The organism is Agromyces sp. S2-1-8 (genome assembly GCF_021129215.1).
GTDB classification, from domain to species: Bacteria; Actinomycetota; Actinomycetes; order Actinomycetales; family Microbacteriaceae; genus Agromyces; species Agromyces chromiiresistens.
In genome coordinates, this window is the sequence record NZ_JAJOLP010000001.1 from 1,661,718 (window position 1) to 1,686,401 (window position 24,684).

At 70.0% G+C, this 24,684-nt stretch carries 22 protein-coding genes; 13 read left to right on the forward strand and 9 right to left on the reverse strand.

Features of this window, described 5'->3' with window-relative positions; translation table 11 throughout:
- Positions 1-4: 4 nt before the first annotated feature.
- Together LR269_RS07575 and LR269_RS07580 are read right to left on the reverse strand one after the other, a co-directional pair.
- A complete protein-coding gene (locus LR269_RS07575) occupies positions 5-985 on the reverse strand; it encodes a branched-chain amino acid ABC transporter permease (protein WP_231432278.1) in 981 nt (326 codons plus the stop codon).
- 13 nt (positions 986-998) lie between these two features.
- Positions 999-2,318 (reverse strand): branched-chain amino acid ABC transporter permease, encoded by a 1,320-nt coding sequence (locus LR269_RS07580; RefSeq protein ID WP_374201099.1) that lies wholly within the window; start codon positions 2,316-2,318, stop codon positions 999-1,001.
- A gap of 236 nt (positions 2,319-2,554) precedes the next feature.
- Here LR269_RS07580 and guaB point away from each other — a divergent pair, with 236 nt between their 5' ends.
- On the forward strand, positions 2,555-4,057 hold the full coding sequence (gene guaB, locus LR269_RS07585) for an IMP dehydrogenase (protein ID WP_231430133.1): 1,503 nt from the start codon (positions 2,555-2,557) through the stop codon (positions 4,055-4,057).
- Here guaB and LR269_RS07590 read toward each other — a convergent pair.
- Together LR269_RS07590 and LR269_RS07595 are read right to left on the reverse strand one after the other, a co-directional pair.
- Positions 4,045-4,566, reverse strand: coding sequence for a GNAT family N-acetyltransferase (locus LR269_RS07590; RefSeq protein WP_231430134.1), 522 nt, complete (start codon positions 4,564-4,566; stop codon positions 4,045-4,047). The genes guaB and LR269_RS07590 overlap by 13 nt on opposite strands.
- Complete coding sequence (locus LR269_RS07595) at positions 4,563-5,729, reverse strand: MalY/PatB family protein (RefSeq protein ID WP_231430135.1); 1,167 nt, start codon at positions 5,727-5,729, stop codon at positions 4,563-4,565. The genes LR269_RS07590 and LR269_RS07595 overlap by 4 nt, the downstream gene beginning before the upstream one ends.
- Before the next feature lie 145 nt (positions 5,730-5,874).
- On the opposite strand from LR269_RS07595, the gene LR269_RS07600 reads away from it, so the two are divergent.
- Positions 5,875-7,575, forward strand: a complete 1,701-nt coding sequence (locus LR269_RS07600) for an ABC-F family ATP-binding cassette domain-containing protein (RefSeq protein WP_231430136.1) — start codon at positions 5,875-5,877, stop codon at positions 7,573-7,575.
- 22 nt (positions 7,576-7,597) lie between these two features.
- Here LR269_RS07600 and LR269_RS07605 read toward each other — a convergent pair whose 3' ends face one another.
- Positions 7,598-8,146 carry a DoxX family protein gene (locus tag LR269_RS07605; protein WP_231430137.1) on the reverse strand — a complete coding sequence of 183 codons (549 nt, stop codon included), beginning with the start codon at positions 8,144-8,146 and terminating at the stop codon, positions 7,598-7,600.
- Positions 8,147-8,238: 92 nt separating this feature from the next.
- Here LR269_RS07605 and LR269_RS07610 point away from each other — a divergent pair, with 92 nt between their 5' ends.
- From LR269_RS07610 to LR269_RS07630, 5 genes are all read left to right on the forward strand, one after another.
- The gene (locus LR269_RS07610; RefSeq protein WP_231430138.1) at positions 8,239-8,808 is read left to right on the forward strand and encodes a TetR/AcrR family transcriptional regulator; all 570 of its coding nucleotides are present in this window, start codon (positions 8,239-8,241) and stop codon (positions 8,806-8,808) included.
- Positions 8,809-8,969: 161 nt separating this feature from the next.
- Positions 8,970-9,488: a hypothetical protein gene (locus LR269_RS07615; protein ID WP_231430139.1), complete on the forward strand. Its 519-nt coding sequence runs from the start codon at positions 8,970-8,972 to the stop codon at positions 9,486-9,488.
- 70 nt (positions 9,489-9,558) lie between these two features.
- Positions 9,559-10,683: a GuaB3 family IMP dehydrogenase-related protein gene (locus LR269_RS07620; RefSeq protein ID WP_231430140.1), complete on the forward strand. Its 1,125-nt coding sequence runs from the start codon at positions 9,559-9,561 to the stop codon at positions 10,681-10,683.
- Between the two features lie 295 nt (positions 10,684-10,978).
- On the forward strand, positions 10,979-12,709 hold the full coding sequence (locus LR269_RS07625; protein ID WP_231430141.1) for a glycerol-3-phosphate dehydrogenase/oxidase: 1,731 nt from the start codon (positions 10,979-10,981) through the stop codon (positions 12,707-12,709).
- A 97-nt stretch (positions 12,710-12,806) separates the two neighbouring features.
- The gene (locus LR269_RS07630) at positions 12,807-13,646 is read left to right on the forward strand and encodes an SURF1 family cytochrome oxidase biogenesis protein (RefSeq protein ID WP_231430142.1); all 840 of its coding nucleotides are present in this window, start codon (positions 12,807-12,809) and stop codon (positions 13,644-13,646) included.
- Between the two features lie 24 nt (positions 13,647-13,670).
- Here LR269_RS07630 and LR269_RS07635 read toward each other — a convergent pair whose 3' ends face one another.
- Positions 13,671-14,075, reverse strand: coding sequence for a VOC family protein (locus tag LR269_RS07635; protein WP_231430143.1), 405 nt, complete (start codon positions 14,073-14,075; stop codon positions 13,671-13,673).
- A 90-nt stretch (positions 14,076-14,165) separates the two neighbouring features.
- Between LR269_RS07635 and LR269_RS07640 the strand changes: the two genes are divergently transcribed.
- From LR269_RS07640 to LR269_RS07655, 4 genes are all read left to right on the forward strand, one after another.
- Entirely contained in the window at positions 14,166-14,762 is a 597-nt protein-coding gene (locus LR269_RS07640) for a TetR/AcrR family transcriptional regulator (protein ID WP_231430144.1), read from the forward strand.
- A gap of 9 nt (positions 14,763-14,771) precedes the next feature.
- The gene (locus LR269_RS07645) at positions 14,772-15,296 is read left to right on the forward strand and encodes a DUF3817 domain-containing protein (protein ID WP_231430145.1); all 525 of its coding nucleotides are present in this window, start codon (positions 14,772-14,774) and stop codon (positions 15,294-15,296) included.
- The gene (gene guaA / locus LR269_RS07650; RefSeq protein WP_231430146.1) at positions 15,293-16,876 is read left to right on the forward strand and encodes a glutamine-hydrolyzing GMP synthase; all 1,584 of its coding nucleotides are present in this window, start codon (positions 15,293-15,295) and stop codon (positions 16,874-16,876) included. The genes LR269_RS07645 and guaA overlap by 4 nt, the downstream gene beginning before the upstream one ends.
- Positions 16,877-16,976: 100 nt before the next feature.
- Positions 16,977-17,924: an L-lactate dehydrogenase gene (locus LR269_RS07655; protein ID WP_231430147.1), complete on the forward strand. Its 948-nt coding sequence runs from the start codon at positions 16,977-16,979 to the stop codon at positions 17,922-17,924.
- 84 nt (positions 17,925-18,008) lie between these two features.
- Here the strand turns inward: LR269_RS07655 and LR269_RS07660 are convergent, their stop codons facing one another.
- The 3 genes from LR269_RS07660 to LR269_RS07670 form a co-directional block, all read right to left on the reverse strand.
- On the reverse strand, positions 18,009-19,046 hold the full coding sequence (locus LR269_RS07660; protein WP_231430148.1) for an IS481 family transposase: 1,038 nt from the start codon (positions 19,044-19,046) through the stop codon (positions 18,009-18,011).
- Entirely contained in the window at positions 19,039-19,794 is a 756-nt protein-coding gene (locus tag LR269_RS07665; protein WP_231430149.1) for an alpha/beta hydrolase, read from the reverse strand. The genes LR269_RS07660 and LR269_RS07665 overlap by 8 nt, the downstream gene beginning before the upstream one ends.
- A 206-nt stretch (positions 19,795-20,000) precedes the next feature.
- Positions 20,001-20,804 carry a Bax inhibitor-1/YccA family protein gene (locus LR269_RS07670; protein WP_231430150.1) on the reverse strand — a complete coding sequence of 268 codons (804 nt, stop codon included), beginning with the start codon at positions 20,802-20,804 and terminating at the stop codon, positions 20,001-20,003.
- A 157-nt stretch (positions 20,805-20,961) separates the two neighbouring features.
- Between LR269_RS07670 and LR269_RS07675 the strand changes: the two genes are divergently transcribed.
- Both LR269_RS07675 and LR269_RS07680 read left to right on the forward strand, forming a co-directional pair.
- On the forward strand, positions 20,962-22,017 hold the full coding sequence (locus LR269_RS07675; protein WP_231430151.1) for a glycerophosphodiester phosphodiesterase family protein: 1,056 nt from the start codon (positions 20,962-20,964) through the stop codon (positions 22,015-22,017).
- Positions 22,018-22,169: 152 nt separating this feature from the next.
- The gene (locus LR269_RS07680; RefSeq protein ID WP_231430152.1) at positions 22,170-24,674 is read left to right on the forward strand and encodes an ATP-dependent helicase; all 2,505 of its coding nucleotides are present in this window, start codon (positions 22,170-22,172) and stop codon (positions 24,672-24,674) included.
- Positions 24,675-24,684 lie beyond the last annotated feature (10 nt).

A 24,684-nucleotide genomic window follows, 5' to 3' on the forward strand; every position in this document is an offset into this window, starting at 1 on the left:
GGCGTCACTTGACAAAGGACATCTCCTTCTTGTTCCCGAGCATGCCCTGTGGTCTGAACACGACCATGAGCATGATCGCCACGCCGACCAGGATGAAGCGGAGCTGGCCCGACTGCACCTCGGAGATCGGCAGCCAGCCGGCCTCGACCGCACGGGCGACGAATCCGGAGAAGAACGACAGCGCGACCCAGAACACGATCGAGCCGAGCACCGGGCCGAGCACGGTCGCAGCGCCGCCGAGCAGCAGGATCGCCCAGGTGAAGAACGTGAGCGACGTCGCGTAGTTCGAGGGCACGACGGCTCGCGGCAGGATGAAGATCATGCCGGCGAATGTGCCGAAGACACCACCGAGGATGAGGCTCTGCATCTTGTACGAGTAGACGTTCTTGCCGAGCGAGCGCACCGCGTCCTCGTCTTCGCGGATGCCCTTGAGCACGCGGCCCCACGGGCTCCGCATGAGCACCCAGACGAGCACGCACGCGAGGGCGACGATCGTCCACGCGACCACGATGTTCCACCAGTCGTTCGCGCTGAACATCCAGGGCCCGAAGCCCGCCTTGCCCGAGAAGCTGAACGGGTTGAGCGCCCGGAAGCCGGCCTTGTACTCGCTGAGGCCGTTCGCCGAGCCGGTGACGTCGCGGAAGGTGTTCGTGGTGAACAGCAGTCGCAGGATCTCGGCCGCCGCGATCGTGACGATCGCGAGGTAGTCGGCTCGCAACCGCAGGGTCGGGATGCCGAGGATGAGCGCGAACACGACGGATGCGCCGACGGCGACCAGCACGGCGGCCCAGACGGGGAAGCCGAAGGTGAGCACCGAGATGGCGTAGCCGTATGCGCCGAGCGCCATGAAGCCGGCCTGGCCGAAGTTCAGCAGGCCCGTGTAGCCGAAGTGCACGGCGAGGCCGAGGGCCGCGAGGGCGTAGGCGGCGGTGGTCGGGCTCAGCACCTCGACGGCCGCGTTCGAGAAGATTGCTCCCCAGTCGATCATTTCGGGCCTCCTAGCCGATCCGCTCTCGGCGACCGAGGATGCCCTGCGGACGCAACAGCAGCACGAGGATGAGGATCACCAGTGCCGCGACGAACTTCATGTCTGCCGGAAGCCAGAGCGTCGAGAGCTCGACGAACAGTCCGACGATGAGCGAGCCGACGAGTGCGCCGAACGCCGTGCCGAGCCCGCCGAGGGTGACGGCGGCGAACACGAGCAGCAGGATCTGGAAGCCCATGTCCCAGCTCACGCCCGGACGGTAGTAGGCCCAGAGGATGCCGCTGAGGCCCGCGAGCGCTGCGCCCAGCACCCACACGATGCGGATGGTGCCGTCGACGTCGATACCGCTCGCGGAGGCGAGGCTCGGGTTGTCGGAGACGGCGCGCGTCGCCTTGCCGATGCGGGTGCGCAGGAGGAACCAGGCGACGCCGAGCAGCACGATGATGCTGATGCCCATGCTCGCGACATCCACCCACGACAGCGACAGCGGGCCGAGGTGGAACTCGGCGGGCGACGCACCCGGCAGCTGCCGGGTCTGGCCGCCGTAGAAGAACTGGAACGTGTAGCGCATCGCGAGCGCGAGGCCGATGCTCACGATCATGAGCTGGATGACGCCGACCCCCCGCTTCCGCAGCGGTTTCCAGAGTGCGGCGTCGAGCCCCCAGCCGAGGCCCGCGCTCAGCAGGATCGCGATGAGGATCGCGATGCCGATCGGCAGGCCCACGTCCGACGAGAAGGTCAGCGTCATGAGCGCGCCGAAGGTGATCATCTCGGAGTGCGCGAAGTTGCTGAGCCCGGTGGTGCCGTAGATGAGCGAGAGCCCGATCGCCGCGAGGGCGAGCAGCAGGCCGAAGTTCAAGCCGTTCACGACGCGGTTGATCAACTGGTCGAAGAACGACACGGTCACCCGGGTGCCCTCGCCGAGGAAGAAGTTCACGGACTTGTTGTTCGTGAGCCCGAACTCCGCGGTGCGGGGGTTCTCGCCCTTCGCCACCACGACGCCGTCGGGCAGCGTGTCCTCGTCGAGCTCGACGGTGTACTCGGTCTTCTCGGGCACGCCGATCGTCCACTTGCCGTCGGCGTCGGTCTCGGTGTCGGCGGAGAATCCGCCGCCCTCGACCGTGATCTTCACGCCTTCGAGTGGTTCGTCGTTGTACTGCACATTGCCCGAGAAGTGGTACTCGTACTCGTCGGAAGCCGAGGCCGCACTCCCATCCTCCGCCACCGCAGGGGACGCTGCGATGCCGGACAGAGTGAGTGCGGACAGGAGTATTCCGAGGAGTAGGAGCCACCTCCCGCGAGAGCGAGTCTGGACAGATCTCGTGGGTTCCACTGCACCTCCAAGGGGCCACCGGAGGGCATGGTGTGGACCTCCGGGACCGGTCCTTTCCGCCGACGGCGTCGTCGACGGTACCTGCCGATTATGGCCCATGCGCATCGCACGGACCCACATCAGGCCCTCGATTGTTATCCGGGGAATGCCCGCGGTGCAAACTCGCTTAACATTGATGCACCGCCACCCCCACCCACGATGCGCAGCGATCGGGTGTTCCGACACGAAGGGAAGTCATGGATCAGGCAGATCCGTTCGGATTCACGGGACTCACGTACGACGATGTCCTCCTCCTTCCGGGTCACACCGACGTGATCCCGTCCGAGGCCGACACGGCCTCGCGACTCACCCGCCGCATCACCGTCGCGACGCCGCTGCTGTCGGCCGCGATGGACACGGTCACCGAGGCGCGCATGGCGATCGCGATGGCGCGCCAGGGCGGCATCGGCATCCTGCACCGCAACCTGTCGATCGAGGACCAGGCCGACATGGTCGACCGCGTCAAGCGCAGCGAGTCGGGCATGGTCTCGAACCCGGTGACGACGACGCCGGATGCCTCCGTCGCCGATGTCGACGCGCTGTGCGCCATGTACCGCGTGAGCGGGCTGCCCGTCGTCGACGACGACGGCAAGCTCGTCGGCATCATCTCGAACCGCGACATGCGCTTCGTCGCCGACTTCGAGAAGGCGTCGACGAAGGTCAGCGAGGTCATGACCAAGATGCCGCTGATCACGGGCCGGGTCGGCATGAACCCCGACGAGGCGCTCGCGATCTTCGCGAAGCACAAGGTCGAGAAGCTCCCGCTCGTCGACGACGAGGGCCGGCTCACGGGTCTCATCACGGTGAAGGACTTCGACAAGAGCGAGCAGTACCCGAACGCGACGAAGGACGACGAGGGGCGCCTCCGCGTCGGCGCGGCGATGGGCTTCTTCGGCGACGCGTGGGAGCGCGCAGAGGCGCTGCGCGACGCCGGCGTCGACGTGCTCGTCGTCGACACGGCCAACGGCGAGTCGGCCGGCGTGCTCGACATCATCCGCCGGCTGAAGGCCGACCCGACGTTCGCCCACATCGACGTCATCGGCGGCAACGTCGCGACCTACGAGGGCGCGAAGGCGCTCGTCGAGGCCGGCGCCGACGCCGTCAAGGTGGGCGTCGGGCCCGGCTCGATCTGCACGACGCGCGTCGTGGCGGGCGTGGGCGTGCCCCAGATCACGGCCGTGTACGAGGCATCCAAGGCGACGAAGCCGGCCGGCGTGCCGCTCATCGCCGACGGCGGCCTGCAGTACTCGGGCGACATCGCGAAGGCACTCGTGGCCGGCGCCGACACCGTCATGCTCGGGTCGCTCCTCGCCGGAACGGCCGAGAGCCCGGGCGAGCTCGTCTTCCAGAACGGCAAGCAGTTCAAGGCGTACCGCGGCATGGGCTCGCTCGGCGCGCTGCAGACCCGCGGCAAGAAGACGTCGTACTCGAAGGACCGCTACTTCCAGGCCGACGTGCCGAGCGACGACAAGCTGATCCCCGAGGGCATCGAGGGGCAGGTGCCGTACCGCGGGCCGCTGTCGGCCGTCGCGTACCAGCTCATCGGCGGACTCCGCCAGTCGATGTTCTACGTGGGCGCGCGCACCATCGCCGAGCTGAAGACGAAGGGCCGGTTCGTGCGCATCACGCCCGCCGGGCTCAAGGAGTCGCACCCGCACGACGTGCAGATCGTCGTCGAGGCGCCGAACTACACCCGCTGATCACCCGCTGACGCGCGACGGGCCGGGCCCGACTCCAGCTCTCGGATGTAGCAGAGCATGCGGTAGTCGGTGCCCGGCTCGATGTTCACGAACCCGTGGCGTTCGTAGAACCGGCGGGCGTCGGTGTCGACCTCGTCGACGTTGATGTGCATCTCGCCGCCGCCGCGCCGGAGCACCTCGTCGACGGCGCGTTCGAGCAGTGCCGTGCCGATGCCGGCGCCGCGGAGTCCCGGCACGACGTACAACTCGTCGAGCACCGCGAGCGGGCCCTCGCAGTAGACCGTCGGCCGCAGCGTCACCACGGCGTAGCCGGTCGGGTCGGGGTCGCCGGCGAACAGCACGAACCCGTCGGGGTCGGCGATCAGCCGACGGAAGCGCGGCTCGAGCACGTCGCGGCTCGGCGTCGGCGAGTCGAACTCGAGCGCGAACTCGACCTGCAGCCGCGCCGCGGTCGCGGCGTCGGAGGGGTCGGCGAGGCGGATGCCTCGGGCCCGAGTCTCATCGGTCATCGTCGTGTGCTCTCGGCGGCGTCGGCGAGGCGCGCGATCGCCTCGCCGAGCACCTCGGGCGTGCAGGCGAAGTTGAGCCTGACGTGGCCCCGGCCCACGTCCTTGCCGAACATCGTGCCGATGCCGAGCGCCACCCGTGCGCGCTCGAGTGCGACCGCGGCGGGGTCGTCGCCCCAGCCGAGCACGGAGAGGTCGAGCCACGCGAGGTAGGTGGCGTCGGGGATGCGGTAGCGCACGCCGGGCAGTTCGTCGGCGAGCAGCTCGGCGAGCAGGCGCCGGTTGTCGTCGAGGCTCGCGAGTACGCCGTCGAGCCAGTGCCCGCCGTCGCGGAAGGCGGCGACCGAGGCGATCGAGCCGAACTGGCTCATGCGCCACTCGACCTCGTACGGGAAGGCGCGCCGCACGGCGTCGCCGCGGTCGGAGGCCGTGACGACCATGGCCGCCTTGAGCCCCGCGAGGTTGAACGCCTTCGAGGCTGCGGTGACCGTGACGCCGTGCTCGCGCGCGGCGTCCGACACCGTGAGGAACGGGGTGTAGACCGTGCCCGGCTGCGAGAGCGGCCCGTGCACCTCGTCGGAGACGACCGTCACGCCGTGGCGCGCCGCGATCTCGGCGAGGGCCGCGAGCTCGTCGCGCTCGGGCACGCGACCGATCGGGTTGTGCGGGTTGCAGAGCAGCATGGCCTTCGCACCGGCGGCGAACGCGGCGTCGATGTCGTCGAGGTCGAGCGACCAGCCCTCGTCGATGCCGCCGCGCATCGGCACCTCGACGACCCGTGCGGATGCCTCGGTGACGATGTCGAAGAACGGGGGATAGATCGGCGGGGTGACGATGACCGGGTCGCCCGGCTCCGTCACCTGCCGCAGCACCTCGACGAGCCCCATCGCCACGTCGCCCGTGCAGGTGATGCGAGCGGGGTCGACCTCCCAGCCGAATCGTTCGGCGGCGAACGGGGCGAACGCCTCCGCCACGGGGCGGCTGCCGGCGGCGTACCCGGTGTCGGAGCGATCGATCGCCGCGTGCAGGGCGGTGGCGATCGGCTCGGCGAGCGGGTAGTCCATCTCGGCGACCGGCAGCGGCAGCACGTCGGCGTCGTAGTGGCGCCACTTCTCGCTCGTGCGGGTGCGGAGGACGTCGAGAGGCTCAGCGGCGATGCGATGCATGCCTCCAGCTTGCCGCAGATCGGACGGGACTGGCAGGGGGCACCCGAGCGCTGTATTCTGGTCGGCTGCCCAGCTCTGCGCGTCATCTGGCGGCGCGACCGCGGGCGTCCCGATTCCGGTCGCAGACCGATCGGATCACTGACCCATGGGCTTCATCGACGTCAACGGCGTCTCCTATTCGCTTCCCGACGGGCGACCGCTGCTCGCGCATCTCGCCTTCCGCGTCTCCGAGGGCGCGACGACGGCGCTCATCGGCGCCAACGGCGCGGGCAAGTCGACCCTGCTTCGCATCGTCCGCGGAGAGCTCAGGCCCGACGAGGGCAGCGTGCAGGTCGACGGCGGGCTCGGCGTGATGGACCAGTTCGTCGGCACGGGGCGTACGGTCGACGGCACGGATGCCTCGGTGGGAGGGCTGCTCGTCTCGGTCGCGCCGAGCCGCATCAGGGAGGCCGCGCTCGAGCTCGAGGCATCCGAGAACGCCCTCATCGAACGCGACGACACCGACGCGCAGATGCGCTACGCGACCGCGCTCGCCGAGTACGCCGAAGCCGGCGGCTACGAGCAGGAGGTCGTGTGGGACCACTGCACGCTCGCGGCGCTCGGCGTCCCCTACGAACGGGCGAAGTGGCGCGAGCTCTCGACCCTCTCCGGCGGCGAGCAGAAGCGCCTCGCCCTCGAGGCGCTGCTGCGCGGGCCGGAGCAGGTGCTGCTGCTCGACGAGCCCGACAACTCGCTCGACGTGCCCGGCAAGCGCTGGCTCGAGGATCGACTGCGCGAGACGCCGAAGACGGTGCTGCTCGTCTCGCACGACCGCGAACTGCTCGCGCGGGCCGCCGACCGCATCGTGACGCTCGAGCTCGGCGCCGCCGGCAACACCGCCTGGGTGCACGGCGGGAGCTTCGAGGGGTACCACGAGGCGCGCGATGCGCGGTTCGCCCGCCTCGACGAGCTGCGCCGGCGATGGGACGAGCAGCACGCGGCGCTCAAGACGCTCGTGCAGACGATGAAGGTGAAGGCGACGTACAACGACGGCATGGCCTCGCGGTACCAGGCCGCGGTGACCCGGCTGCGCAAGTTCGAGGAGGCCGGTCCTCCCGAGGAGCGCCCACCCGCGCAGGCGGTCTCGATGCGGTTGCGCGGCTCGCGCACCGGCAAGCGCTCGATCGTGTGCGAGGGGCTGGGGCTCACGGGGCTCATGCGCCCGTTCGACCTCGAGGTCTGGTACGGCGACCGGGTCGCCGTGCTCGGCTCGAACGGCTCGGGCAAGTCGCACTTCCTGCGGCTGCTCGCGGGTGGCGGCACCGAACCCGATCGCACCCTCGGACACGTCACGAGCGTGGGAGAGCAGCTCGCCCGCGTGCCGCACGAGGGGCGGGCGGTGCTCGGCGCGCGCGTCGTTCCCGGCTGGTTCGCGCAGAACCACGAGCATCCCGAGTTCCGGGGGCGCACCCTCCTCGACATCCTGCACCGCGGCGACGCGAACCGGGAGGGGATGGCGCGCGAGGCCGCGAGCTCGGCGCTCGATCGATACGGGCTCGCCGGCGCGGCGCTGCAGACCTTCGAGTCGCTCTCGGGCGGGCAGCAGGCGCGCCTGCAGATCCTGCTGCTCGAGCTGTCGGGTGCGACCCTCCTGCTGCTCGACGAGCCGACCGACAACCTCGACCTCGTCTCGGCCGAGGCGCTCGAGGACGCCCTCGGGCGATTCGACGGCACGGTCGTCGCGGTCACGCACGACCGGTGGTTCACCCGCAGCTTCGATCGCTTCGTGGTGTTCACCGAGGCGGGCGAGGTCGTGGAGACCGATGCGCCCGTCTGGGACGAGGGGCGGGTCGCCCGAGCGCGCTGACCGCTGGAGGATGCGGTGGCGCTCAGCCGAATGCGACGACGAGGCAGGCCGCGATCCACACGATCTGCTCGATCGTGCGCGACAGGAGCGGCGAGCTCAGGCTGCCGACGCGCTCGCCGAGGCGCGCCGCGCGCACGTTCGCGGGGAACACGGCCACGAGCAGCAGCGCGAGGCAGAGCGCCGCGAGGTCGTGGGTCGCGGGCACGAGGAGACCGATCGCGCCGGCGGCCTCGAGCACGCCGGTCGCCGCCACGATGAGGTCCGGGCGCGGCAGCGCCGGCGGCACCATCGCGGCGAGTCCGGCGCGGAGCTTCGGGTGGAGCCGGCCGGACGCCGCGATGAGGAACATCGCGACGAGCCCTCCGGTCAGCCATGCCTGCCAGGCCGCGGCGGCGTCGGTGGCACCGAGCGCGGCGAGCACTGACCCCGTGAGCGCGGTGCCGAGGGTGCCGACGGCGAAGGCGATCGGCACGGGCGACACGAAGGTCTGAACCCAGGGGTTGCGGCCGGTCGGCCGGCGCGAGGCGGCGTCGGTCGCGGCCGTGGTCGCGGAATCGGATGAGGTGGTCATGCGCGGCTCCTTCCAACAGAACTTGTCAGTGACTAGATTGCAGGGCGCAAGGAAACTTGTCAATGCCTAGATTGGTCGCGTAGGGTCGACGCATGCCGTACCACCACGGGGACCTGCGTGCAGCGCTCATCGACGCCGCCGTCGACGCGATCGAGTCCGACGGCGTCGACCGGCTGAGCCTCCGCGACCTCGCGCGACGTGTCGGCGTCTCGCACGCGGCGCCCGCCCACCACTTCGGCGATCGCACGGGCCTGTTCACCGCCATCGCCGCCGACGGGTTCGACCGGCTGGTGCGCGAGCTCGTGGCATCCGGCGGCGACTTCGTGGCGGCCGGGGTCGCCTACGTGAGGTTCGCGACCGCCGAACCGGGTCGCTTCGCCGTGATGTTCCGGCCCGAGCTGCTGCGCGAGGACGACCCGGCGCTCGCCGCGGCCCGGGACCGCGCCGGCGACCTCCTGCGCGCCGGCGCCGGCGCCGGCGCCGGCGCGGGCGCCGCAGCCGGTGACACCCGGGCGAACGCGCTCGCGGCATGGTCGCTCGTGCACGGCTTCGCCACGCTCTGGAACGCCGGTGCGATCGACGCGCCCGCCGGCGCGGCACCCGACGAACTCGCCCGCGCGGTCGCGTCGCGGCTCTTCCTCCGGGGAACCGACGCGCCGTGACGTGAGCGGCGAGTCGTGGGCCGGGTATCGCCTCACCCGATCGGGTGAGGCGGGAAGGGGTGCCGACACCCAGACTCATCGGCATGACCAACCGGAGCATCGACAGTCCGAAGGCGCTCGCCGGACCGGCGTCCGTCTCGACGATCGCACTGGGGGCGGCGATGCTCGGCGCGCTCGGGCTCGTCGTGTTCGCTGCGGTGAACATCGCGTTCGAGGCGACGGACCACTTCGCCGGCGGACCACTGGCGGCCTACGCCTCCGGTCTGGCCTTCATGAACTGGCTGGTCGTGGGTCTCAAGCTGTTCGGGGCGGTCGTCCTGGTGCTCTCGGTGCTCCCGCGGACGGCCGCGCGTGCATCGAACACGATGACGCTGCTGCTGTGGGGAGCCTTCGGAGCCTTCGCCATCTATGCACTCGGCACGATCGGCGAAGCCGCCGCGCTCGCGACCGGGATCACCGGAAGTCCCGACGAGATCGATGCGGCCGGCGTCGTCTACCTGCTGGGCGCGGTGTTCTTCGCAACCAGCTTCGGGGTCGTCGCGATCTCGCACGCGCGGCGCACGCGCTGGCGACCGGTCCCGATCGTGGCCGGCCTCCTCGGCGCGCCGGTCCTGCTCGCCGGCATCCTGGTGCTCGCGCCGATGCTGCTGGTCGCCGTGGGCGTCATGCCACCGTTCTAGATCGGGGCGCGGTCCGGTGCGCACGCTGTTCCTCTCAGCCGGCGGAGTATCGCCCGGGTAGGGTTGAGTGGTGACCCAGGAGATCGAGATCGGCCGCTCCAAGCGGGGCCGGCGAGTGTATGCGTTCGACGACATCGCGATCGTGCCGAGCCGGCGCACGCGCGACCCCGAAGACGTATCGGTCGCATGGTCGATCGACGCCTACCAGTTCGACATCCCGTTCCTCGCCGCGCCGATGGACTCGGTGGTCTCGCCGCAGACCGCGATCATGATGGGCCAGCTCGGCGGCCTCGGCGTGCTCGACCTCGAAGGCCTGTGGACCCGCTACGACGATCCCGCACCGGTCCTCGCCGAGATCCGCAACCTCCCGGCCGACCGCGCCACCGAGCGAATGCAGCAGCTCTACGCCGAGCCGATCAAGCCCGAACTCGTGACCGAGCGCCTCGCCGAGATCCGCGCGGCAGGGGTGACCGTCGCCGGCGCCCTCTCGCCGCAGCGCACGCAGGAGCTCTACGAGACCGTCGTCGCCGCCGGCGTCGACCTGTTCGTCATCCGCGGCACGACCGTCTCGGCCGAGCACGTGTCGAAGAACCAGGAGCCGCTGAACCTCAAGAAGTTCATCTACGAGCTCGACGTGCCCGTCATCGTCGGCGGTGCGGCGACGTACACCGCGGCGCTCCACCTCATGCGCACGGGTGCCGCCGGCGTGCTCGTCGGCTTCGGCGGCGGCGCCGCCTCGACGACGCGCACGACGCTCGGCATCCACGCGCCCATGGCCACGGCCGTCGCGGATGTCGCGGGCGCTCGCCGCGACTACCTCGACGAGTCGGGCGGCCGCTACGTGCACGTCATCGCCGACGGCGGCGTCGGCACCGCCGGCGACATCGTGAAGGCCGTCGCCTGCGGCGCCGACGCGGTCATGCTCGGCGCGGCGCTCGCGCGCGCCACCGACGCGCCCGGCGGCGGCTACCACTGGGGTGCGGAGGCGCACCACGCGAAGCTCCCGCGCGGCCGTCGCGTGCAGGTCGGCCAGGTCGCCCCGCTCGAAGAGGTGCTCTACGGGCCCGCGCCGGCCGCCGACGGCACCGCGAACCTCGTCGGTGCGCTCAAGAAGTCGATGGCGACGACCGGTTACTCCGACCTGAAGGAGTTCCAGCGCGTCGAGGTCGTCGTCGAGCCGTATCTCGGGTCGTAGTTCCAGCGGGGCTGAGTTCGAACGGGTCGTCGTCGAGCCGTATCTCGGGTCGTAGTTCCAGCGGGGCTGAGTTCGAACGTGCCGTCGTCGAGCCGTATCTCGGGTCGTAGTTCCAGCGGGGCTGAGTTCGAACGGGCCGTCGTCGAGCCGTGACGCGGGCCGTCGTCCTCGCACGGCCGGGCTCGAAGCAGCCATCGTGACCCGCCGCAAGAGGCTTACCCATCCGCGGTCGCTCGGGTAGCGTGGAAACGGATCACGCGGCCGAGCCACGAGGCCGCGGGGATGGGGTGGCACGATGGCGCAGCTCAAGTCGGTGACGCGTTCGCAGAAGCTCGGACCGGAGGAACGCGACGCCGCGATCGCGCGACTCAAGGAGAAAGAGCTCGACGTGCTCGTCGTCGGCGGCGGCATCGTCGGCACCGGCGCGGCGCTCGACGCCGTCACGCGCGGGCTCTCGACCGGCCTCCTCGAGGCCCGCGACTGGGCCTCGGGCACCTCGAGCCGGTCGTCGAAGCTCGTGCACGGCGGCATCCGCTACCTCGAACAGCTCGACTTCCGCCTCGTGCGCGAGGCGCTCATCGAGCGAGGGCTGCTGCTGCAGCGCATCGCGCCGCACCTCGTCAAGCCCGTGCGCTTCCTCTATCCGCTCCAGAAGCGCGTGTTCGAGCGGTTCTACGTCGGCGCCGGCATGATGCTCTACGACATCTTCAGCTACACCGGAGGGCGCCCGCCCGGGGTGCCCCATCACCGGCACCTGTCGAAACGGCAGGTGATGCGCGCCATCCCGTCGCTCTCGAAGGACGCACTCGTCGGCGGCCTGACCTACTACGACGCTCAGGTCGACGACGCCCGCTACGTCGCATCGCTCGCCCGGACGGCGAGCTTCTACGGCGCGCACGTCGCGAGCCGGGTCAAGGTCGAGGGCTTCATCAAGGTCGGCGAGCGGGTCGTCGGCGTGAAGGCGCACGACCTGCAGACCGACGAGCACTTCGAGGTGCGCGCGAAGCAGGTCGTGAACGCGACGGGCGTGTGGACCGACGACACCCAGCGCATGGTGGGCGAGCGCGGCACCTTCAAGGTGCGCGCGTCCAAGGGCATCCACCTCGTCGTGCCCCGTGACCGCATCCAGTCGGCGATGGGCATGATCTTCCGCACCGAGAAGAGCGTGCTCTTCGTGATCCCGTGGGGTCGGCACTGGCTCATCGGCACCACCGACACCGACTGGAACCTCGACAAGGCGCACCCCGCGGCGACCGCCGCCGACATCGACTACCTGCTCGAGCACGTCAACCGCGTGCTCGCGATCCCGCTCACCCGCGAAGACGTCGAGGGCGTCTACGCCGGGCTGCGGCCGCTGCTCGCCGGTGAGAGCGAGCAGACGTCGAAGCTGTCGCGCGAGCACCTCGTGGCGCACACCGTGCCCGGGCTCGTCGTGATCGCGGGCGGAAAGTGGACCACCTACCGAGTCATGGCGAAGGATGCGATCGACGCCGCCGTCGACGCGCTCGACGGCAAGGTCCCGGCGTCGACCACGCAGGACATCCCGCTGCTCGGCGCCGAGGGCTACCAGGCGGCGTGGAACAAGCGCGGCAAGATCGCGCGGGCGTTCGGCGTGCACAAGGTGCGCATCGAGCACCTGCTGAACCGCTACGGCACCCTGACCGACGAGCTCCTCGACCTCATCCGCGCCGACCCCGAGCTCGGTGAGGCACTGCCCGGTGCCGACGACTACCTCGCCGCCGAGGTGGTCTACGCCGCCTCGCACGAGGGGGCGCTGCACCTCGACGACGTGCTCGCACGTCGTACCCGCATCTCGATCGAGTCGTGGGACCGCGGAGTGTCGGCAGCGCCGGTCGCGGCGAGGCTCATGGGCCGGGTGCTCGGCTGGGACGAGGCGCGCGAGACGCTCGAGGTCGAGCGCTACCTGCAGCGGGTCGCCGCAGAGCGCGCGTCGCAGGAGCAGCCCGACGACGAGTCCGCCGACCGGGTGCGGCTCGAGGCGCCCGACATCGTGAAGGTGGACTGAACAGGGAGGCCGGTGGTCTCGACACGGCGCTGCGCGCCGACTCGACCGGCCGCTGGCCGAACGACCTCCCAGCCGCGCGCCGGTAGGCTTGTCCATCGTGTCCGCCGACTCACGCCGCGCCGTCGTGCGCATGATGCTGCGCCCGCGCTGGATCGCCGCGCTCGTCGCCGCGCTCGCCGTCGCCGCAGGGTTCGCCCTGCTCGGCCAGTGGCAGATCGAGCGGGCCGTCGAGCAGGCGGTCGTCATCGAACGGCCGACCGAGCAGGTGATGCCCTTCGACGGCATCGCCGAGCCCGACTCGCCGACGCGGCAGGCGGTCACCGCGCAGCGCGTCGAGGTCACCGGCACCTACGTGCCGGGCGACACGGTGATCGTCGAGGGGCGCCTGAACGACGGCGTCCTGGGGTACTGGGCGGTCGCCCACCTCGAGGTCGCGGAGGCGCCGGCCGGAGGCCTCCCCATCGCGCTGGGCTGGGCGGCCGACGAGCCGACCGTGCGAGCCGCGCTCGACGAGTTCGAGGCCGGGCTCGACGGCAGCACGCGGGTGAGCGTCGTCGGCCGGTTCCTGCCGACCGAGGCGCCGGTGCCGCCCGACACCGACGACGACCCGTTCGCGATGAACACCGTCGCGGTCGCGCAGCTCATCAACCTGTGGGCCGACTACGACGACCGGCCCGTCTACTTCGGCTACGTCACGGCCTCCGACCCCGTCGCGGGACTCGACGCGATCTCGTCGCCTCCGCCCGAGCAGACCACCGAGCTCAACTGGCTCAACGTGTTCTACGCGGTCGAGTGGGTCGTGTTCGCGGGCTTTGCGATCTACCTCTGGTACCGGCTCGTGCGCGACGCCGTCGAGCGCGAGCGCGACGAGGCGGAGGCCGCCGCGGACGCGACCTCGGCACCTGCGTCGGCCGCGGGGGCGCCCGGCGACGACTGATCGTCCGTCGGGAAGCGCGGCCGCTCACGCCCCGAACGCCGCCGCGAACTCGGGCGACGGCTCGATCTCGGTGATGACGTCGACGAGCACGCCGCCGGGGTCGCGCACGATCACGTGCCGCTGGCCGAACGGCTCGCTGCGCAGCTCCTGCACGATCGGCACGCCGGATGCCTCGAGCCGGGCCGCGACCGCGTCGACGTCGTCGACCTCGAGGTTGACGAGCACGCCGCGGGCCGTCACGCCGTAGCCGGCGGGGACCGACTCGTGCGCGGGGTCGAGCAGCGCGAGCTCGTGTCCTGAGCCGGGGTGTCGGAGGCTCACGTACCAGCCTGACTCGAAGGCGTTCTCGAAGCCGAAGTGATCGCGGTAGAAGCGGGCGCTCGCCGCGACATCCGCGGAGCAGAGCACGGGATAGGAGCTGTGCAGCATGGGTTCCCCTGACGATCGAAAGATGCATACAGACTGTATGTATGTGTAATGATGGGTGACGTACAGTGTGCATGTCAACCGGGAGGCGACGTGGCGACGAAGGCCGAGCAGCGCGACCGCACGCGCAGCGAGATCGTGCGCCTCGCGACCGCCCGATTCGCCGTCGACGGCTACGCGGGGGTGGCCCTCGAAGACCTGATGGCCGAGGCGGGCCTCACTCGCGGGGCGCTCTACCACCACTTCGGCAGCAAGCGCGGCCTCTTCCAGGCGGTGGTCGAGCATGCGCAACTCGGCGTCGCCCGGGCCGTCGAGCAGGCGGCCACCGGTCACGACGACGTGCTCGACGACTTCCTCGCCGGCTGCCGCGCATTCCTCGAGGCGAGCCTCGCGCCCGAGGTGCGGCGCATCCTGCTCATCGAGGGGCCGGCCGTGCTCGGCTGGGGCGAATGGCGCGAGGGCGACCTCGAGTCGAGCGTGCGCCTGCTCGACGAGGGCGTCGCCGAACTCGCCGAGGCGGGCGTCATCGACGACCTGTCGCTCGACACGGTCGCGACGATGCTCTCGGGGGCGCTCAACGAGGTCGCGATCGCGAACGCGGCCGCGCCCGACCCGGCCCGCGGCATCGACGACGCGGTCGCCATGCTGCGCCGGTTCGTGCTGAGCCTGCGCCCAGCCGACGCCACGTAGACTATGTTCATGCCCCTCGAGCCCAAACTCGCCGATCTGCCGCGCATTCGCGGGGCGCTGAAGTTCTACCAGGTGGCCTCGGTCATCACGGGCGTCATGCTGCTGCTGCTCTGCGCCGAGATGCTCGTGAAGTACGTCTGGCACTACGAGCTCTTCGCGTTCGGCCCGAACGGCGTGCTCTCGCTCGAGCCCGTGCTCGAGACGGCCTCGGGGCTCGAGTCGACCGGGCAGGGCGTGAACCTCTCGACCGGCATCCTCATCGCGCACGGCTGGTTCTACGTCGTCTACCTGTTCAGCGACTTCAGGCTGTGGAGCCTGATGCGCTGGCCGTTCACGCGGTTCATCGTCATCGCCCTCGGCGGCGTCATCCCGTTCCTCTCGTTCTTCCTCGAGGCGCGTATCGGGCGCGAGGTGCGTGCGTACCTCGACCGGCGCGAAGCCGACGCCGCGGCCGGCGACGACGCCGGCGCGGCGGGCGGCACCAGCCCCGAGGCATCCGACCCCACCCCCGACTCCGTGGAGGCCCAGCAGTGACCGACCAGCAGACCGAGCAGCGGCCCGTTCTCGTCGTCGACTTCGGCGCGCAGTACGCGCAGCTGATCGCGCGGCGCGTGCGCGAGGCATCCGTCTATTCCGAGATCGTGCCGCACACGATCTCGGCCGACGAGGTGCGCGCCAAGAACCCGATCGGCATCGTGCTCTCGGGCGGACCCAGCTCGGTGTACGAGCAGGGCGCCCCTCAGCTCGACGAGACGATCCTCGAGCTCGGCGTGCCCACCCTCGGCATCTGCTACGGCTTCCAGGTGATGGCGCGGCACTTCGGCGGCGAGGTCGCCGAGACCGGCGCCCGCGAGTACGGCGCGACCGCCGCGACGGTGACGGATGCCTCGGGCAACGCGCTCCTCGTCGACCAGCCGGCCGCGCAGACCGTGTGGATGAGCCACGGCGACTCGGTCGCCCGCGCGCCCGAGGGCTTCGAAGTGCTCGCCTCGACCGAGTCGACCCCGGTCGCCGCATTCGCGAACGACGAGCGCAAGCTCTACGGCGTGCAGTGGCACCCCGAGGTGAAGCACTCGCCGTTCGGCCAGGGCATCATCGAGAACTTCCTGCACCGCGCCGCCGGCATCCCCGCCGAGTGGAACTCGGGCAACGTCATCGCCGAGCAGGTCGCCCGCATCCGCGAGCAGGTCGGCGACGCCCGCGTCATCTCGGCGCTCTCGGGCGGCGTCGACTCGGCCGTGTCGACCGCACTCGTGCAGCGCGCCGTCGGCGACCAGCTGACCGCGGTCTTCGTCGACCACGGGCTGCTGCGCAAGGGCGAGCGCGAGCAGGTGCAGAACGACTACGTCGCCGCCACGGGCGTGCGCCTCGTCACGATCGACGCCGAAGCGACCTTCCTCGACGCGCTCGCCGGGGTCACCGACCCCGAGGAGAAGCGCAAGATCATCGGTCGCGAGTTCATCCGCGCGTTCGAGGCCGCCGAGCGCGACCTCATCGCCGAGGCCGCCGCCGACGGCAAGCCGATCAAGTTCCTCGTGCAGGGCACGCTGTATCCAGACGTCGTCGAGTCGGGCGGCGGCTCGGGCACCGCGAACATCAAGAGCCACCACAACGTCGGCGGCCTCCCCGAAGACCTGCAGTTCGAGCTCGTCGAACCGCTGCGCACCCTCTTCAAAGACGAGGTGCGCGCGATCGGCCGCGAACTCGGGCTTCCCGAGGCGATCGTCGGCCGCCAGCCGTTCCCCGGCCCCGGCCTCGGCATCCGCATCGTCGGCGAGGTCACCCGCGACCGGCTCGAGCTGCTGCGCGACGCCGACGCGATCGCCCGCGAAGAGCTCACGAAGGCCGGTCTCGACGGCGAGATCTGGCAGTGCCCGGTCGTGCTGCTCGCCGACGTCCGCTCGGTCGGCGTGCAGGGCGACGGCCGCACCTACGGCCACCCGATCGTGCTGCGCCCGGTCTCGTCGGAGGATGCGATGACCGCCGACTGGACCCGACTGCCCTACGACGTGCTCGCTCGCATCTCGAACCGCATCACCAACGAGGTGCGCGAGGTCAACCGCGTCGTGCTCGACGTCACCTCGAAGCCGCCGGGGACCATCGAGTGGGAGTGATCGCTCCCGTCCCCGTCGTGCTGCGACGGGGTGCGCGAAGGGCGCCGGCCGTGTGGCCGGCGCCCTTCGGCGTTCACGGGGAGTGCGGCAGACTGGCCGCATGGGAGTCGTCGAGAACAGCAAGCTCACCGTCGTCGGCGCGGGGGCGGTCGGATCGAGCCTCGCCTACGCCGCGCTCATCAGGGATTCGGCAGCCGAAATCGTGCTCTACGACATCGCCGCCGAGAAGGTCGAGGCCGAGGTGCTCGACCTCGCGCACGGTACCCAGTTCACCCGGGCACGGGTCACGGGCGGTGCCGACGTGTCCGTCGTCGAGGGATCGCACGTCATCGTCGTCACCGCCGGGGCGAAACAGGCTCCGGGCCAGAGCCGCATGGATCTCGCCGCGACGAACGTCGGCATTCTCGAGCGGCTGCTGCCCGCCCTCCTCGAGCGGGCGCCGGACGCCGTCGTCGTGCTCGTGACGAACCCGGTCGACGTGCTCACGGTCGCGGCGCAGCGCATCACCGGGCTCCCTGTCGAGCGCGTGTTCGGATCGGGCACGGTGCTCGACACCTCGCGACTGCGCTGGCGGCTCGCCGAGCGGGCGGGCGTGTCGACGTCGAGCGTGCACGCCAACATCGTCGGCGAGCACGGCGACACCGAGTTCCCGCTGTGGTCGGAGGCGCGCATCGGTCCGGTCCCGATCCTCGACTGGGAGGGCGTTCGACGGTTCACCGCCGAGGAGCTCGACGGCATCGCGCGGGAGGTGCGCGATGCCGCCTACACGGTGATCCGCGGCAAGGGGGCGACGAACTACGCCATCGGGCTGACCGGTGCCCGCATCGTCGAGGCCGTGCTGCGCGACGAGCACGCCGTGCTGCCGGTGAGCACGGTGCACGGTCCGGAGATCCCCGAGCTCGAGGGGGTCGCGTTGTCGCTGCCGAGCGTCGTCGACGGGGAGGGCGCGCGCCCGATCGTCGGCACCCCGTTCTCCGATCGCGAGCGGGCGCAGCTCGCGGCATCCGCCGAGGCGATCCGAGCTGCCGCGTCGGCCTTCGGGTACTGAGCGCCGGAAACGCCGAACGGCCGCCCGAGGGCGGCCGTTCGGGTCTCGATACGGCGCTGCGCGCCCACTCGACCGGCGAGGAGCCTAGTTGTAGGAGGCCAGGACGTTGTTGACGCGCAGGTGTGTCGCGGATGCTGGCGGTAGCCCGTTGTGCGCACCGTGGGGGCGGTGGTAGTTGTAGTGGGCGTTCCACGCCATGACGGCGTTGAATCGTTCTTGCTCTGAGCGCCACGCCTGGGCATAAAGCAATTCCTCACCGAGGATGCGGTTGTAGCGCTCGACCTTGCCATTGTGCTTGGGGGTATAGGGCTTGGTTCGCCGGTGTTGACTTTCCCGCATGGCTTCGGCGAACGCGTGAGACCTATAGCAAGCTCCGTTGTCAGTGACGATTCGTTCGATCTTCACGATGCCGTGCGCAGCGAACCAGGCGCGGGCTCGGTTCAGGAACGCGACAGCAGTTGTGGCCCTCTCGTCAGGGAGTGCTTCGGTGTAGGCCAGGCGGGTGTGCCCGTCGATCGCGGAGTGCAGGTAGGTATAGCCAGTGCGTGCACCCTTCTTGGCACGATCGACCGCCTTCGCTTCCGGGCTACCTCGTCCGTGAGCGCGCCAGCCTCCGCCGTCGGGGATTCGGCCGACCTTCTTCACGTCGATATGGACCATGTGACCGGGATGTCGTGCCACGATCTTCTGCGGTTCACGGTTGCTCTCTCCGCTCGGGTCAATAAAGCGTCGACGATTCAGTCCGAGTTGCCCGAGGAGGCGCGTCACGGTGCGCCGGCTGATGTGGATCTGTTCTCGTTGGAGTTCGAAAGCGATTCGAGATGCCGACCACTTGTCTTCACGGCGCATTCTTTCGATCCGAGTCACCACGTCGCCTCTAGTCGCAGTGGGCTTCCGGTCGGGAGCGGATGACCGGTCGAGAAGTCCGACCGCGCCGAACTGCCGGTATCGATTAACCCACTTGGACGCGGTTGCCCGCGAGATCCCCATCTCGCGGGCAACGTGAGCGATCGGGCGACATCGGCAGCGTTCGACAAGCCGATGGCGTCCCTCAACTGTCAGTGGAGCGTTCGCGTGGGTGCTCGACTTGCGGCTCCGCGGAACCGGCGCTCTCTCAGTCAACGGCTGAGCCGAGATGCCGGGCGAAGAAGCGGGCGGCATCCTCGCCCGCGAATTGCGGGACGCCTGTGTGGCCGCCCATGTTGGCGTAGAGCGTCTTCTCGGTAGATGCGAAGGCGTCGAAGAGATCGAGAGCCATTCCCCGGTCATTCCCCTCGTCATCCCACTGGAGGAGAACGTGCAGCGGAATGGTGACCTGGCGCGCCTCTTCCATCGTTACGCCTGGCACGTAACTACCAGCGAAAAGTCCGGCTGCCGCGATTCGTGAGTCGATGGCGGCGAGGCGTGTGCCCATCGCTATGACTCCGCCCGAGAATCCGACCTTCTCGCCGATCTCAGGGCGGTCGAGGACCTCGTCGAGAGTGATCTGCCACTCTGGCACCGCCTGATCGACGAGCGGAAGGATCAGCCGGTCGATAACGTCCGCTCCGGGCCGGTCGCCAGCGGAGATTGCACGGATAAGGTCCGCTCGAGCCTGCTCCACGCCGGGTAGCGGGGTGCGTTTGCCCGCCCCAGGCATCTCTATGGAGACCGCAGCGAAGCCTTGCGCAGCGGCGCTGAGTGCCCGTGTAACCAGACGGGGATACATCCGTCGGATTCCAAACCCGCCAGGCTGGCCCATCAGGATGAGTGGAACAGGCGTGGACGAGGAAGCGACTGCCGGCGTCCACAAAATGCCGGAAAAATCACCGAGAGTGAACTCACGCTCGGTGATGCCCTCGTTGAGAATTTGTTGAGAAGTGAAGTGCATGGTCGTGCCTTTCGGGAATGCAGCAAATATGCGGCGCTCCCAGACGACCTATCGCCCGACCGTGACTCCCCAGAGGAGCACCAACGTCAATTCGTTCACGGGTACCACCTCCTCAAATCCTGCACGGAAGCCACAGCGTATCAGCGTCCAGCTGAGCTCGCGAGAGCGCATAGGTCAGACGTCAACAACCTCATGGCCAACAACACCTAGTCGCGCGCGATCGCGAGCATGCGCAGGATCTCGAGGTAGAGCCAGATGACGGTGACCATGATGCCGAAGACGCCGGTCCACTCGTACTTCTTCGGAGCGCGGTTGCGCACGCCCTGCTGGATGAAGTCGAAGTCGAGCACGAGCGAGTAGGCCGCCATGATCACGACGAGCACGCCGATGATGAGGCCCCACTCGATACCGAAGATGGGGCTCGGCATGGAGCGCACGTCGCCCACCACGCCGAAGAGCTGGAGGCCCCAGGTGACGAGCGAGAACACGAGGTAGCCCACCATCGCGATGAGGAACACCTTCGTCGCACGCTTCGACGCCCGGATCTTGCCGGAGGCGAACAGCGCGAGCGTCACGCCGAACACGACGAGCGTTGCGATGACGGCCTGAGCCACGATGCCGCCGCCGTACATCATCTCGTACCAGGCCGAGATGCCGCCGACGAAGACGCCCTGAACGCCCGCGTACGCGAGAATCAGCGCGGCCGACGGCTCGCGCTTGAAGACGTTGACCATCGCGAGCACGAAGCCGACGATGCCGGCGCCGATCCAGAGGAACGGCACACTCTCGACGGTGAGCCAGCCGATCGCTGCACCGACGAGCAGCAGGCCGAAGCCGGCGACCGACTTCGCGAGCGTCGACTCGACCGTCATCGTCTCGCCGGCGGGCGGCGTCGCGGGCTGGTTGTACATCTCCTGCAGCTGCTGGGCCGAGATGTCCTGCGATGCGGCCACGGCTCCCTGCTGCGAGAAGGCGGAGTTCCGCGAGAATGCGGGGTTGTCGAGAGCCATGGGTTCCTCTGCTTTCGGCTGTCGTCGGATGCGGGGGATCGGCGACCGGATGCGGCATCCGCGCCGGTTAACAAACCTACCCGAGTTGTTCGAGACAACGCCGAGAGTTCCCGCGGAATTCCGGGCCGCGCGCACGGCCGCTGGCTACGCTGGGCAGATGCAGCACGACCTGGCCGGGCGCCCCCTCGTCATCGGGCACCGCGGTGCGCCGGGCTACCGGCCGGAGCACACCCGTTCGGCCTACGAGCTCGCATTCGCGCTCGGCGCCGACGCGGTCGAGCCCGACATCGTGTCGACCCGCGACGGCGTGCTCGTGCTGCGCCACGAGAACGAGATCTCGGGCACCACGGATGTCGCGTCGAGGCCCGAGTTCGCGGGCCGGCGCACGACGCGCGAGGTCGACGGCGCCCCGCTCACCGGCTGGTTCACGGAGGACTTCACGTGGGCCGAGCTCGCCACGCTGCGCGCCCGCGAACGGCTCGGCTCGCTGCGTCCCGCGAGCGCGAGCTTCGACGGGCGGTACCCGGTCATCAGGCTGCGCGACCTGTTCGGCCTGATCGACACCGCCGCCGACGAGCAGCGCCGTCTCATCCGCATGGTCGCCGAGTTCAAGCACGCCGCCCACTTCGCCGCGCTCGGGTTGCCGCTCGACGAGCTCTTCGCGGCCGAGCTCGAGGCCGCGGGCTGGGGGAGGGGCGACGAACGGCTCATCATGGAGGCGTTCGAGCCGACCCTGCTCGAGCGGCTCGCGGCCCGAGGCGTCCGGGGCAAGCGGGTCGCGCTCATCGAGAACACCGGCAGCCCATGGGACCTCGTGCTCGCACAGGGCCGGCATGCCCCACGCTACGACGCGTTCCTCACCGCCGACGGCCTGCGCGGGCTCGCCGGCCGGTTCGACGGCGTGAGCGTCGGCAAGGGCCGCCTGGTGGGCGCGCCGCCGAAGCGCGCGAAGGATGCCTCGGCGCCGCCCCTGCGCGGGGCGGCGCTCGTCGTCGCGGCCCATGCGGCGGGGCTCGAGGTCTACACGTGGACGCTGCGACCCGAGAACCGATTCCTCGTACCGGCGAACCGGAAGGGTTCCACTCGAGCCGGTTACGGCGACTGGGCGACCGAGTTCGCCGACGTGCTCGCGACCGGGGTCGACGGCATCTTCGTCGACCACCCAGATCTGGGCGTCGAGGCGCGCGCGAACTTCGTGAGGCCGGTCGAGTAGCGACGAAGGAGCGTACCGAGACCACGTCCGCGGCATGGTCTCGATACGGCGCTTCGCGCCTGCCCGACCGACGGGCGGCGTGGTTTCGAGACGGGCGCCGCTTCCCGACGGCGAACCTCATGTCGGGGGCCGCGCCTAGACTTGAAGGCGACATGACGCTGATCCTCGACCCCGACGACCCGGCCGGCTGGCGCGAGGCGCCGCCCGCACGTTCCGCCGACGCATCCGGCCCCGGTTCCCGCCTCACCGACGGGCTCAACCCGCAGCAGAAAGAGGCCGTCGAGTACCGCGGACCGGCCCTGCTCATCGTCGCCGGAGCGGGGTCGGGCAAGACCCGCGTGCTCACCCACCGCATCGCGCACCTCATCGAGACGCGCGAGGCGTGGCCGAGTCAGATCCTCGCGATCACCTTCACGAACAAGGCCGCAGCCGAGATGCGCGAGCGCGTGCAGGCGCTGCTCGGCGACAGCGCATCGGGCATGTGGATCTCGACGTTCCACTCGGCGTGCGTGCGCATCCTGCGCCGCGAGGCCCAGTCGCTCGGCCTCTCGTCGACGTTCACGATCTACGACTCGGCCGACCAGCGCACGATCCTCAAGCGCATCATCAAGCAGCTCGACGCCGACACGATGGGCTTCACGCCCGCGAGCGCGCAGGCGAAGATCTCGAAGCTCAAGAACGAGCTCGCCGACGTCGAGACGCACGCGCGGAACGCGAACATGAACGACCCGCAAGAGGCCATGTTCCTCGAGATCTTCCGTCAGTACACGCGGCGCCTGCGCGAGGCATCCGCCCTCGATTTCGACGACCTGATCGCCGAGACCGTGTATCTCTTCCGTGCCTTCCCGAAGGTGGCCGCGCTGTACCAGCGCCGGTTCCGGCACATCCTCGTCGACGAGTACCAAGACACGAACCACGCGCAGTACGCACTGATCCGCGAGCTGACGCGGCCGATCGAGCCGGCCGTCGTGCGCGAGCTCGACGAGCACGGCATCCTGGTGCGGGGCCTCGTGGATGCCTCGGGGTCGATCCCGGGCGCGAGCCTGACCGTCGTCGGCGACTCCGACCAGTCGATCTACGCGTTCCGCGGCGCCGACATCCGCAACATCGTCGAGTTCGAGCGCGACTTCCCGGGCGCTCGGGTCGTGCTGCTCGAGCAGAACTACCGGTCGACGCAGAACATCCTGTCGGCGGCGAACGCGGTCATCTCGAACAACTTCGACCGCAAAGACAAGAAACTCTGGACGGCCGACGGAGACGGCGACCAGATCGTCGGGTACACGGGCTACACCGCGCACGACGAGGCGCAGTTCGTCGCCGACGAGATCGAGGCGCTGCACCGTGACGGCATCGCCTACCGCGACATCGCCGTGTTCTACCGCACCAACGCGCAGACGCGTGCGCTGGAGGAGATCTTCGTGCGGTCGGCGCTGCCGTACCGGGTCGTCGGCGGCACCAAGTTCTACGAGCGCGCCGAGATCAAAGACGCGATGGCCTACCTCATCTCGGTCGCCAACCCGCTCGACGAGCTCGCGCTGCGGCGCATCCTCAACACGCCGAAGCGGGGCATCGGCCCGGCCACCGAGACCGCGATCGCGACCTTCGCCGAGCAGAACGAGGTGAGCTTCCGCGAGGCGATGCGCGCGGCCGGCGGCCTCGGGCTCGGGCCGAAGGTGACGGGCGCGATCCTCGCGCTCGCCGACGTGCTCGACGAGGCGGCGGCCATGCTCGCCGCGCCCGGCGGGTCGACCGACGCCGAGGGCGACCCGACCGCGGGCGCCTCGGCCGGGGCCGCGACGGGCGTCTCCGGCACCAAGGTCTCCGACGTGCTCGTCTTCCTCATGGAGCGGTCCGGCCTGCTCGAGGCCCTCCGCAACAGCCGCGACCCGCAAGACGAGACGCGCGCCGAGAACGTCGAAGAGCTCGTGGCGCAGACCCGTGACTTCGACCGCGAGAACCCGGGGGCGACGCTCGTCGACTTCCTCACGCAGGTGTCGCTCGTCGCCGCGGCCGACGAGCTCGACGACGCCTCGGGCACGGTCTCGCTCATGACGCTGCACACTGCGAAGGGGCTCGAGTACCACGCGGTGTTCCTCACCGGCATCGAAGAGGGACTGCTGCCGCACCAGATGTCGGCCTCCGAGCCGGGCGGTCCTGCCGAAGAGCGACGCCTGTTCTACGTCGGCATCACGCGGGCGCGCAAGCGCCTCTACCTCTCGCTCGCGATGAGCCGGGCGCAGTTCGGCGAGGTCGCCGTGGCGATGCCGAGCCGCTACCTGCAGGAGATCCCCGAGGGGCTCATCGACTGGCGGCAGTCGCCGGGCATGGCCACGAGCCGGGGCGGAACCCAGCCGCGCGCACTCAACGCACGTCGCGACGGCGGCGCCTGGGGCACTCGTGATCGCGATCTCGAGCGGTTCAGCGTCACACGCTCGGCCAAGCCGAAGGCCGAGTGGGCGAACAAGGTCACCGGCACGGTTCGCGACAACGGCGACCTGACCCTCGAGGCGGGCGACCGCATCCGCCACGCCGACTTCGGCGAGGGCAAGGTGACCCAGGTCACGGGCGAGGGCACGAAGAAGATCGCGCACGTCTCGTTCGACCGCGCGGGTCAGAAGAAGCTGCTCATCAAGATCGCGCCGATCGAGAAGCTCTGAGGCCCGCCCG

What these genes read in the sequence shown, in the direction of transcription:
- LR269_RS07675 (WP_231430151.1), top strand. Translation starts at nt 20,962, where the DNA reads ATGCAGCACGACCTGGCCGGGCGCCCCCTCGTCATCGGGCACCGCGGT.
- LR269_RS07655 (WP_231430147.1), top strand. Translation starts at nt 16,977, where the DNA reads ATGGGAGTCGTCGAGAACAGCAAGCTCACCGTCGTCGGCGCGGGGGCG.
- LR269_RS07625 (WP_231430141.1), top strand. Translation starts at nt 10,979, where the DNA reads ATGGCGCAGCTCAAGTCGGTGACGCGTTCGCAGAAGCTCGGACCGGAG.
- LR269_RS07665 (WP_231430149.1), bottom strand. Translation starts at nt 19,794, where the DNA reads ATGCACTTCACTTCTCAACAAATTCTCAACGAGGGCATCACCGAGCGT.
- LR269_RS07610 (WP_231430138.1), top strand. Translation starts at nt 8,239, where the DNA reads ATGCCGTACCACCACGGGGACCTGCGTGCAGCGCTCATCGACGCCGCC.
- LR269_RS07670 (WP_231430150.1), bottom strand. Translation starts at nt 20,804, where the DNA reads ATGGCTCTCGACAACCCCGCATTCTCGCGGAACTCCGCCTTCTCGCAG.
- LR269_RS07635 (WP_231430143.1), bottom strand. Translation starts at nt 14,075, where the DNA reads ATGCTGCACAGCTCCTATCCCGTGCTCTGCTCCGCGGATGTCGCGGCG.
- LR269_RS07595 (WP_231430135.1), bottom strand. Translation starts at nt 5,729, where the DNA reads ATGCATCGCATCGCCGCTGAGCCTCTCGACGTCCTCCGCACCCGCACG.
- LR269_RS07615 (WP_231430139.1), top strand. Translation starts at nt 8,970, where the DNA reads ATGCTCGGCGCGCTCGGGCTCGTCGTGTTCGCTGCGGTGAACATCGCG.
- LR269_RS07680 (WP_231430152.1), top strand. Translation starts at nt 22,170, where the DNA reads ATGACGCTGATCCTCGACCCCGACGACCCGGCCGGCTGGCGCGAGGCG.
- LR269_RS07600 (WP_231430136.1), top strand. Translation starts at nt 5,875, where the DNA reads ATGGGCTTCATCGACGTCAACGGCGTCTCCTATTCGCTTCCCGACGGG.
- LR269_RS07645 (WP_231430145.1), top strand. Translation starts at nt 14,772, where the DNA reads ATGCCCCTCGAGCCCAAACTCGCCGATCTGCCGCGCATTCGCGGGGCG.
- guaB (WP_231430133.1), top strand. Translation starts at nt 2,555, where the DNA reads ATGGATCAGGCAGATCCGTTCGGATTCACGGGACTCACGTACGACGAT.
- LR269_RS07590 (WP_231430134.1), bottom strand. Translation starts at nt 4,566, where the DNA reads ATGACCGATGAGACTCGGGCCCGAGGCATCCGCCTCGCCGACCCCTCC.
- LR269_RS07605 (WP_231430137.1), bottom strand. Translation starts at nt 8,146, where the DNA reads ATGACCACCTCATCCGATTCCGCGACCACGGCCGCGACCGACGCCGCC.